The 10,501-nt window shown below is 44.2% G+C and carries 9 protein-coding genes and 2 tRNA genes; 3 read left to right on the top strand and 8 right to left on the bottom strand.

What is annotated here, in order from left to right:
• Window positions 1-198 precede the first annotated feature (198 nt).
• From NBH16_RS07055 to NBH16_RS07040, 4 genes are all read right to left on the bottom strand, one after another.
• A tRNA-Gly gene (locus tag NBH16_RS07055) sits at window positions 199-271 on the bottom strand.
• 25 nt (window positions 272-296) lie between these two features.
• A tRNA-Tyr gene (locus NBH16_RS07050) sits at window positions 297-379 on the bottom strand.
• Between the two features lie 54 nt (window positions 380-433).
• Window positions 434-916 (bottom strand): 6,7-dimethyl-8-ribityllumazine synthase, encoded by a 483-nt coding sequence (gene ribH / locus NBH16_RS07045; RefSeq protein ID WP_008774114.1) that lies wholly within the window; start codon window positions 914-916, stop codon window positions 434-436.
• Between the two features lie 76 nt (window positions 917-992).
• Window positions 993-1,676, bottom strand: coding sequence for a tetratricopeptide repeat protein (locus NBH16_RS07040; protein ID WP_005865840.1), 684 nt, complete (start codon window positions 1,674-1,676; stop codon window positions 993-995).
• A 148-nt stretch (window positions 1,677-1,824) separates the two neighbouring features.
• On the opposite strand from NBH16_RS07040, the gene recF reads away from it, so the two are divergent.
• Together recF and NBH16_RS07030 are read left to right on the top strand one after the other, a co-directional pair.
• Window positions 1,825-2,922 (top strand): DNA replication/repair protein RecF, encoded by a 1,098-nt coding sequence (gene recF, locus NBH16_RS07035; RefSeq protein WP_005861599.1) that lies wholly within the window; start codon window positions 1,825-1,827, stop codon window positions 2,920-2,922.
• A gap of 2 nt (window positions 2,923-2,924) precedes the next feature.
• Window positions 2,925-3,218, top strand: a complete 294-nt coding sequence (locus NBH16_RS07030; protein ID WP_005865842.1) for a DciA family protein — start codon at window positions 2,925-2,927, stop codon at window positions 3,216-3,218.
• Between the two features lie 109 nt (window positions 3,219-3,327).
• On the opposite strand, the gene NBH16_RS07025 is transcribed toward NBH16_RS07030, so the two are convergent.
• The 4 genes from NBH16_RS07025 to NBH16_RS07010 all read right to left on the bottom strand — a co-directional run bounded on the left by NBH16_RS07025 (window position 3,328) and on the right by NBH16_RS07010 (window position 8,149).
• The gene (locus NBH16_RS07025) at window positions 3,328-3,843 is read right to left on the bottom strand and encodes a 5-formyltetrahydrofolate cyclo-ligase (protein WP_005865844.1); all 516 of its coding nucleotides are present in this window, start codon (window positions 3,841-3,843) and stop codon (window positions 3,328-3,330) included.
• Complete coding sequence (locus tag NBH16_RS07020; protein ID WP_005865846.1) at window positions 3,788-5,521, bottom strand: S41 family peptidase; 1,734 nt, start codon at window positions 5,519-5,521, stop codon at window positions 3,788-3,790. Before NBH16_RS07020 ends, NBH16_RS07025 begins: the two co-directional genes overlap by 56 nt.
• Before the next feature lie 13 nt (window positions 5,522-5,534).
• The gene (locus tag NBH16_RS07015) at window positions 5,535-5,969 is read right to left on the bottom strand and encodes a deoxycytidylate deaminase (protein WP_008778036.1); all 435 of its coding nucleotides are present in this window, start codon (window positions 5,967-5,969) and stop codon (window positions 5,535-5,537) included.
• Between the two features lie 80 nt (window positions 5,970-6,049).
• Complete coding sequence (locus tag NBH16_RS07010; RefSeq protein ID WP_008778037.1) at window positions 6,050-8,149, bottom strand: M3 family metallopeptidase; 2,100 nt, start codon at window positions 8,147-8,149, stop codon at window positions 6,050-6,052.
• Between the two features lie 406 nt (window positions 8,150-8,555).
• On the opposite strand from NBH16_RS07010, the gene NBH16_RS07005 reads away from it, so the two are divergent.
• Window positions 8,556-10,490, top strand: a complete 1,935-nt coding sequence (locus tag NBH16_RS07005) for a glycogen debranching enzyme N-terminal domain-containing protein (RefSeq protein ID WP_250788285.1) — start codon at window positions 8,556-8,558, stop codon at window positions 10,488-10,490.
• Window positions 10,491-10,501 lie beyond the last annotated feature (11 nt).

Below are 10,501 nucleotides of genomic sequence, written 5' to 3'. Positions count from 1 at the left end.
GAGTCTTTTAATGCTAAAATTAAGGCGTTTAGAGCTGCTTTAAGAGGAGTAACGGATATAAAATTCTTTCTTTTCAGACTTACAAAGCTGTATGCTTAATCCCCCAGGTTTATCGGGTGAGCCGACATTATCCCGGATATATAGTAATACGAGGATATAAAAAAAGAGGAAAACCTTTCAATTTTCCTCTTTTCCTAGAGCGGAAGACGGGGCTCAAACCCGCGACCCTCAGCTTGGAAGGCTAATGCTCTATCAACTGAGCTACTTCCGCAATAATATGTTGCGAATTAAAAAGGTGGGCAGTGATGGATTCGAACCACCGAAGGCGAAAGCCAGCTGAGTTACAGTCAGCCCCATTTGGCCACTCTGGTAACTGCCCCCTTGTTCTTAATTGCAGTGCAAAGGTACGATTTATTTTGAAACCTGCAAGCGTTTAGGCAGAAAAATTTACCATTTTTATTGCGGTAACCGCTGCCTCGTCCCCTTTATTGCCATATCTACCTCCCGCACGATCCTCGGATTGCTGCATGGTGTCGGTAGTTAACAGGCCGAAAATGAAAGGAATATCGTACATTAAATTCAATTCTGTAATGCCTTGCGTAACGCCGGAACAAACGTAATCAAAATGTGGCGTATCGCCTCTTACGACGCATCCCAGAACGATCACAGCGTCTAATTCTTTAGTCTCGGCCAATCTTTTGGCTCCAAAAGTCAGTTCAAAACTACCCGGAACTCGTTTAACTACGATGTTCTCCGGTTTCACCCCGTGCTTTTCAAGCGTGTTGCAAGCACCTTCCAATAACTTCTCGGTAATGTTCTTGTTCCATTCAGCAACTACGATGCCGATGTTCATCTCTGAAGCATCAGGTACGCTGTTGAAGTCGTACTCGGATAAATTCTGATAAGCTGTAGCCATACTTGTCTCTTTAAAAGAAGAGGATGCCTTGTTTGACCGAGACATCCTCTGTTATACTATATAATATACTGTTTATTTATTTTCCTGCCGAAGCACGGGTGATATACTTATCGATATCGGATGCCTCCATGGAAGTGTAATACTTGTCCTTGATAGTCGTGTAAGCCTTTACAGCCTTGTCATACTCTTTCAAGTTCTCGTAAGCGATACCGGCCTTCTTCAAGTAAATCGGGCTGATTACCTCGTTGTCGGCCTCCTTAGCGGCTTTCTCGAAATAGCTGATTCCTTCTTTCGTATTACCCATGTTCACGTAGCAATCACCGATCAAGCCTGTAACCGCCGGAGATACCATTTGGTCCTTTCCGCTGAAAGATTTCAATAAATCGAGCGCCTTCTGTGTATCGCCCATCTTGTAGTAACAGATACCTGCGTAAGCCTTCGCCAAGTTTCCGGCGTCCGTGCTTCCATATTGGTCGATGATAGCCTCGAAACCTTCATAGTCAGCTCCATTGCCGTTTAAAGCCAAGGCGAAAGAATCTCTGGCGAAGTATTGCTCGCCCTTGAACATGGCGGCGGCGGCTTTTTTCTCCAGAGGAACTAAATAACCATGCTTGATTCCCAAAACAGCTCCAACAACGAGTGCGACAGCTATTATACCGTAAATAATCTTCTTTGAATTGTTTTCAATGAATTGCTCCGATTTGGAGACAATCTCTTCTACTTCTAACTCCTTGTTGGTGTCCTTTTCTTTAGTAGCCATAATGTGTTATAGTTATTTATTAATTTTATCGCTGATTTTAAGCCATACCATACGGTTGGCGATTCAAAGCGCAAAAGTAGTTTTTTTTGCTGATATAATCTATACTTAGAAGTATATTTTTTAATTTTGTACGATTAATACGGTTTAGATGATACTAAAGAAGCTTTCTGTTCTCAATTACAAAAATATACTTCAGTCCGAGGTTATTTTCTCGCCCAAGATGAATTGCTTTTTCGGCAATAACGGGATGGGGAAGACGAATCTATTGGATGCTATTCATTATCTCTCGTTTTGCAAGAGTCATGTCAATACGCCTGATAGCCAGATAATAAACAGTGATCAAGATCTTTGCGTGGTGCAGGGTAACTATGATTATGAGGGACGTGAGGAGGAGATTTTCTGTGCCATGCGGCGTAGGCAACGCAAACAGTTCAAACGGAATAAGAAGGAGTACGACAAGCTGTCCGAGCATATCGGCCTATTACCGTTGGTCATGGTCTCTCCGGCTGATGCCGACTTGATCCGGGGGGGAAGCGATGAGCGACGCCGTTTTCTGGACTTAATCATCTCGCAGCAGGACAAGCCTTATCTGCATGCGCTTATCCAATATAATAAAGCGTTGCTCCAACGGAATACGTTGCTGAAAGATCAGAGCATGGATGCCTCTCTTTATGAGGTATTGGAGATGCAGCTGGGTATGTACGGCCAAATCGTTTACGAGAAGCGGAAAAAACTGGTGGAGGATTTTACCCCGATCTTTAATGAGTACTACCAGACGATCTGCGGCTCTGCCGAGGAGGTAGGGCTACATTATATCTCGCAATTGGAGGAAACGGAGCTTGCCGGTAAATTGGCGATGAGCCGGGAACGGGATCGTATATTGGGCTATACCTCTTCCGGTATCCATAAGGATGAGCTGGAAATGACGTTGGGCGGGTACCTGATTCGCCGGGTTGGTTCGCAAGGACAGAATAAGACGTATCTGATCGCCTTGAAACTCGCTCAGTTCGCTTTCCTAAATAAACGGGGACAGACTACACCTATCTTGCTGTTGGATGATATTTTTGATAAGCTGGACGCTAGCCGTGTGGAGCAGATCATCAAACTGGTCAGCGAGAATGGCTTCGGGCAGATTTTTATTACGGATACGAACCGGAAGTATCTGGATGAGATCTTATTGGCTATGAATCATGACTATGCCCTCTTCCGTGTGGAACGTGGCGAGGTACAACCTATGGAGGAATAAGGATGCAGAGAAGAAATACACAGACATTGGGTGAGGTGCTTCGTGACTTTTTCGAGGATAATACCGAGTTGTACGAGAAAATGATGGAGATCCGGGTCCAACGTGCGTGGGGAGAAGTTTTAGGGCCTACGATCATGCAGTACACACGTAATATATATGTACGTGATAAGGTGCTTCATGTCTCATTGACTTCCTCCGTACTTCGTAGCGAGTTGACGCTTTGCCGGGAACGGTTGGTGAAAAGCTTGAATGATTACGCGGGTGCCTCGGTCATTACCAATATCGTTTTTCATTGAGTGTGGCTTTACCATTCGCAATATTACTTACTGGGTCAAGTAACATATACTGCCCAGTCCCGGTAAGTATATATGGCTTGACCCAGTAAGTATATATTCTGCGGAGAGATCAATAGATGGTGTCTTCTGTTATTACGTAATCCATTTTCTTGTCGAGTGGCTCTACCGGGACTTGCGGTATCATCTGGAACCCGAAGCATATGCCAACCTTGGGAGCGTTGAGCGTGGAAAGAAGGCGGTCGTAGAATCCCCTTCCTCGTCCCATGCGGTTCTTGTCTTTATCAAAGGCGACTCCGGGCACGATAATCAAGTCGATCTCATTCTTTGGAACTTCTATGCCGTCCGCCTTAGGCTCTAATATCCCGAAAGGTCCGGGTTTTAAGGATTCCGGTCCTTCGTAAAGAAGCAATCTCAAATCATCACCAACGATCAAGGGCAACAGAAGCTTTTTCTTTTGGTACCATTTCTCGATAAAGCCGGCGGTCTGCACTTCTCCCGCTATAGCGTGATAAAGGGCGATACAAGAAGCCGCTTGGAACAGTTCCGTCTGTTCCAAGTGGTTCATGATCTTATCCGATAGCTCGCACAAGGTAATCCTCGAATATTCTTTCTTTCGAGAGGCCATATCTTTTCGTAGGGCCTGCTTGGCTGTGTAAGTCTCCATTCGCTGATTGTTTTAATAGTTCCGCATTCGGCACGGATTTTCCCTCTTGCAAGATCTTGATCGCACGTAATAAGGTAACGTCATCTTTTAGGAAAATGGGGTAGAAGCCCGCCTCGTCGAAGAAATTCCTTACGATATACGCTTGCAATTGGTTCTCGATTAACTTGCCGGATATATTAATTAATGTGGGACGTCTCTTGATGCCCTTGGTAGCCGCGAAGTTCACGAAATCGGAAAGGAGCGGTTGTTGCTGCAAGTAATTATATAATTCCTCCCAAGTCTTGAATGAGCCTAGTTTCTCCCGATGGCGGTCTGAGTACTCGAGCGCATACAGGTAAAGCACGCCGCTATTTACCACATTAGAGTAGTAAGAGGTAACGCCACTCGTATCACGAGGGATAAAGATATCTGGCATGATACCGCCCCCGCCGTATACGGTACGTCCGCCTACGGTCTGGTATTTTAAGGAATCATCCATCTTGATACTATCGGCCGAGTCAAACTCGCCGTGCATATATCGGTTATAGATATCTTGGTCGTAAGCGTCCGTATTACCCATCTCATATTTCTTCTGGATGCAGCGACCGGACGGCGTGTAATAACGAGCGATGGTCAATCGCATTTCTGAACCGTCGCTCAATGACATTTGAGTTTGTACCAGACCTTTGCCATACGTTCTTCGTCCGATAATCGTACCACGGTCGTTATCTTGAATCGCTCCGGAGAATATTTCACTGGCGGAAGCCGAGATCTCATCGGTCAATACTACGATTGGGGCGTCTTTACAAGTTCCGGTTCCGTTCGCGTATACGTCGGAACGGGGGAACGACTTACCTTCCGTGTAGACGATCAAGCGTCCTTCCGGCATAAACTCGTTAATCATATTGATAGCGGCATCCATATATCCGCCGGTATTACCCCGTAAGTCGATCACGAAAGAGGTACAGCCCGCTTGTTTCAGCTTGGCGATCGCCGTGATGAACTCATTATAAGTATTCCGGGCGAATTTGCTAACCTTGATGTAACCTATACCTTTAGCCGCCTCATAAGAAACATCGACCGAATTAACAGGGACATCTCCACGGGTTACGTCAAAATAGAGCAACTCAGGAGAATTCCCTCGCTGTACGCCTAGTTTCACCGTACTGTTCTTTGCGCCCCGAAGTGTCTTCATGATCTCTCCTTGGTTCTTTTTCTTTCCGGAAAAAATAGAATCATTGATCGAGATGATCCGGTCGAAGGGCAGTAAACCTGCTTTCTCTGCGGGACCGCCGCTAATTACGCTAATCACTAGGATCGTATCGGTTTGCATATTAAATGATACGCCAATACCACTGAAAGAACCTTCCAGCTCCTCATTCACCACGGAAGCGTCTTCCGCGGGGATATATACAGAATGAGGGTCTAATTCACTGAATATTTTCGGGATCGTACTCTCTACCAACTTAGACATGCTAACCGTGTCAACATATTGCTCGTCGATAATGTCCAAGATGGCATTTATCTTGTTGCCGCTGGAGTAGGACCGTTTTTTTCCTTGACTGATAGATAAATAATGGTTCCCAATAAAGATACCTAAAGCGATACTAGCTGCGATGATAACCGGGAGCCATACGGTCAGTCTTTTGTTTTTATCCATAAAAACGTTTTATTTATTCGTTCAAATCTATATAATCTACTATGATACCGGCACGCTTCAATAATTCGCAGCCGTCCGCTATTCGATAATTCTCGGAATAGACCACTCGCTTGATCCCGGATTGTATGATTAATTTCGCGCATTCAATGCAAGGGGAGGAGGTAACATAAATGGTCGCTCCTTTACTGCTGTTCGATGAGGCTGCCACTTTTGTGATGGCGTTAGCCTCCGCATGTAGAACATAAGGCTTGGTGACATTGTTCTCGTCTTCGCAAACATTTTCAAAACCGGCGGGTGTTCCATTGTATCCGTCGGATATGATCATTTTATCTTTTACTAATAATGCGCCCACTTGGCGTCGTTTACAGTACGAATTCTCGGCCCAGATAGCGGCCATTCGCAGGTAACGTTTATCTAATTCGTGCTGTTTTTCTGTTTTCTCGCACATTTGTTTACTCTTTTGTCTTTTAATCCAGACACAAAGGTAGTGATTATTTAGATTTACCGGGCTTATCGCCCGGTAAATTATTACTTCTTAATACCATTACGGATTAATAAGGCGTCTATCGTAGGCTCTTGTCCACGGAAACGCTTGTATAACACGGCGGGATCTTCCGTACCACCTTTGGATAAGATATTGTCACGGAAAGATTTCGCGACCTCCTTGTTGAAGATTCCTTTCGATTTGAAAACGGAGAAAGCGTCGGCGTCTAATACCTCGGCCCATTTATATCCGTAATAGCCTGCCGCGTATCCTCCGGAGAAGATATGTCCGAAGCTTGTGCCCATCAAGGCTTCCGGTACTTCCGGCATGATTACGGTCGGAGCCCAAGCTTTTTTCTCGAATGCCGCTACGTCACCGTCGAAAGGTTGCTCCAACGTATGCCATGCCATATCCAGCAAGCCAAAGCTTAATTGGCGGCAGCAAAGGTAGCCGGCGTTGAAGTTTGAGGCGTTTACCAAGCTTTGTATCATCTCTTGCGGGATTTTCTCTCCGGTCTGGTAATGAACGGCGATCTGATCTAAGAACTCTTTCTCGGTCAACCAGTTCTCCATGATCTGGGAAGGTAGTTCTACGAAATCACGATAAACGCTGGTTCCTGAAAGGCTGGAATATGTTCCTTGCGCTAGCATGCCGTGCAAGGAGTGCCCGAACTCATGCAAGAGTGTGTTCACCTCGTCGAAACTTAACAAAGAGGGCTTCGTGTCTGTCGGACGGGTAAAGTTCATCACGATAACGATCTGAGGACGGCTATCTTTTCCGTCTTTATCTTTGTATTGAGCCTTGATATTGTTCATCCAAGCGCCGGATTGTTTTCCGTCACGAGGGAAGAAATCCGTATAAAGGATAGCAAGGAACTTACCATCGGCATCGTATACCTCGTAAGCGTCTACTTCCGGATGATAAACCGGGATTTTCTTATTTTCCTTAAAGGTGATACCGTAGAGCTGGGTAGCTAATCCGAATACGCCTTTCTTTACGTTGCTTAACTCGAAATAAGGGCGAGTCATCTCGTCGTTTACCTTGAAGCGGATATCCCGTAACTTCTCGGAATAATAACTCCAGTCCCAAGGCATAACGGTGATATTCTCTTTCTCTGTACCTAACGCAAATCCTTCTACCGCATTGTATTCGTTGATCGCTATCGGTTTATAAGCTTCGAGTAACTGATTCAATAATTTGTATACGTTCGCTGAGTTTTTAGCCATTGTGTGTTCCAGCGCATATTCGGCGTAATTCTTGAATCCCATCAACTGGGCAATCTCTAGGCGGATATTAACGATCTTTTTGATAATGTCCTTATTGTCGAACTCATCCCCTTTATTTCCTACGCTCATGTATTCACGATACATTTTCTCTCGCAAATCACGCTTGTCGGAATAACGCATGAATGGAATGTAACTCGGAGCCGAGAGATTGAATAACCATCCGTCTTTATCTTTACTTTTGGCTAACATGGCCGCTGCGTCACGAGCACTTTCGGGTAAACCGGATAGTTCGTTCTCGTCCGTTATTAGTAATTCGAACCGATTTTTATCTTTCAAGGCGTTTTGATCGAACTGCAAGGTTAACATGCTTAGGTCCATACTTAGCTTGCGGTATTTTTCCTTGTCATCTTTATTTAACGTAGCCCCATTCGCTTTAAACGACTCATAAAGGTCTTCCAGCAATTTAGCATCCTCGGTAGAAAGGTTCAATTGTTCTTTTTTATCATAGATTGATTTGACCCGAGCAAGTAGCTTCTCATTTAAGAAGATGTTATTGGAGGTTTGGGATAACTTCGGGGAGACACGTTGCGAGATTTCCATCATCTCGTCGTTAGCCTCTGCCCCTAATACATTAAAAAAAACAGAAGAGACTGTTTCCAATAATTTGCCGCTACGTTCCAGAGCTACTACCGTATTCTCGAAAGTAGCCGGTTGCGGGTTATTGGCGATCTCTTGCACCTCTTTTTCCATTTGCTTGATTCCTTCGTCGAAAGCGGGCTCATAATGCTCGATCTTGATCTTATCGAAAGGAGGGGTCTCGAACGGTGTTTTAAACTTCCCGAAGAAAGGGTTATTTGCTGCGTGTGTCATTTGAATTGCGCTTAATAAAATTACTACATTATATAATAACTTCCTCATATTAAAAATTGTTTGAAAATTTCCGCAAAGGTAGGCATTTTAATCACAGGAACGTTATAGGCATCTGTTTTTATATTCAGATTGATTTAAAATGAAAAATAGAACATTTCCTATGACTAAACCGAGGCTTGTTTTCGGGGGGCTGTACCTTGATTTTGAGCTTTGATGAATATGATGATAGGATTGATTTAACAAAAATTTATATGTTTGAAAACACTCCTTTAGAGCACCTTTCTTTTTAAAGCCTTGATCTATAAGTTTATCGTAGAAGAAGGATGCCTTTTTTTCTAAATAAATATAAAAGACAGTTTGTTTTTTTAGTTATTAAATAATACTTTTGATTCTCAGAAACGAAAATAATTTCATTTTGATATTAAAGAAAGTAACTTAAAACCCAAATACACATATGAGTTATCTTAAATTTGACAAAACAGTAATGATAAACCTGGAAGAGTCGCTGACTCGTGAGGTGCTTCGAACCAACCGTTTGGGAGCCTATCACTGCACTACTGTTGTTGATTGTAATACCAGGAAATACCACGGACTACTCGTTATGCCTGTGCCTGCGATTGATGATGACAACCATGTGTTACTGTCTTCTTTTGATGAGACGGTAATTCAACATGGTGCCGAATTTAATCTTGGGTTGCATAAATATGCAGGCGATAATTTCAGCCCCAAGGGACATAAGTACATCCGCGAGTATAGCTCAGAGACAGTACCTCGTACGCTTTACCGTGTAGGAGGTGTGATCTTCTCGAAAGAGAAAGTGTTTTCCATGTACGAGAATCGTATCATGATCAAGTACACGTTGGAAGATGCTCATTCCGCTACGACCTTACGTTTCCGTCCTTTCCTTGCTTTCCGTAGCGTGAAGAACTTAACGCAAGCCAATGGTAACGTGAACCAATCTTACGAGGAAGTCACAAACGGAATCAAGACATGTATGTATCCCGGTTATCCGGAACTGTATATGCAATTTAACAAGAAAGTTAAATTTGTGTATGAGCCGTATTGGTACAATGGCATCGAGTATCCGAAAGAACAAGAGAGGGGATATCCTTATCAGGAGGATTTGTATGTTCCCGGATATTTCGAGGTCCCTATCAAAAAAGGGGAGACTATTATTTTCAGCGCTGGCGATAGTGCAGTGGCAACTACCCGCTTGAAGGCACTGTATGAGAATGAGGTCGTAGCTCGTACGCCTCGTACTAGCTTCTTCAATTGCTTGAAGAATTCCGCTCAGCAATTTTATTTTCGTCCCAAGGAAGACGACGCTTATCTATTAGCGGGCTATCCATGGTTTAAAGTACGTGCGAGAGATTTGTTCGTAGCTCTTCCGGGTAGTACGTTGTCTATCGATGATCCGGTTCGTTTTGAGAAGATCATGCATACGGCGATGCCGGCGATGCGGGCGTATATGGCGAATGGGCGTTTCGATGCGGTGATTCGTGAGATCGAGCATCCGGATGTCTTTTTATGGGCGATCTGGGCGATCCAACAGTATGCTAAACATGAGGGCGTTGAAAAGGCACGTGAGCTATACAGCGATTTCGTGAAAGAAGTTATCGATTATATACGGGACCAGAAACATCCCGATATGAAATTGATGGAGAATGGTTTACTTTTCGCTAATGGAAAAGATAAGGCGATTACTTGGATGAATTCTACCGTAAACGGAAAACCTGTCGTAACTCGTTCCGGTTATATAGTGGAATTTAACGCTCTTTGGTATAATGCTCTTTGTTTCTATACGGAATTGATGGGGGGAGTACCTGTCGAGGGTATTGATCCGATTATCAAGTCGATGGATAAATCGTTCCCGGAAACCTTTGTGAACGGGTATAATTATTTGTTCGATTCCGTGAATGGTTCTACGGTAGATTGGAGCGTACGGCCTAATATGATTTTCGCTGTGGCATTGCCTTATTCCCCATTGACGAGGATGCAGAAACGTGCCGTGGTGGACATCGTGACGAAAGAGTTGCTTACCCCGAAGGGCTTGCGTTCCTTGAGTCCGAAGAGCGAAGGATATCGCCCGTATTATGTGGGGCCGCAATATGAACGAGATTTGGCTTATCACCAAGGTACTGCTTGGCCGTGGTTGTTAGGCGCCTATTTGGAAGCTTATTTGCGTGTATTCGGAAAGAGTGGCGTTGCTTTTGCTGAACGTATGTTGATAAGCTTGGAGGAGGAGATGTCATTACACTGTATCGGGACGATCCCGGAATTGTTTGATGGTAACCCACCGTTTACCGGACGTGGAGCTGTCTCTTTTGCGATGAATGTTGCGGCTATCCTCCGTGTTGTGGATTTGTTGAAGAAGTATAACGCCGAATAAAACTAAGTACC

Source organism: Parabacteroides sp. Y3-G-102, from assembly GCF_023656845.1.
Taxonomy (GTDB): domain Bacteria; phylum Bacteroidota; class Bacteroidia; order Bacteroidales; family Tannerellaceae; genus Parabacteroides; species Parabacteroides distasonis.
The sequence above is the reverse complement of the archived record's forward strand: the minus strand, read 5'-3'. Positions and strand labels throughout refer to the sequence as shown.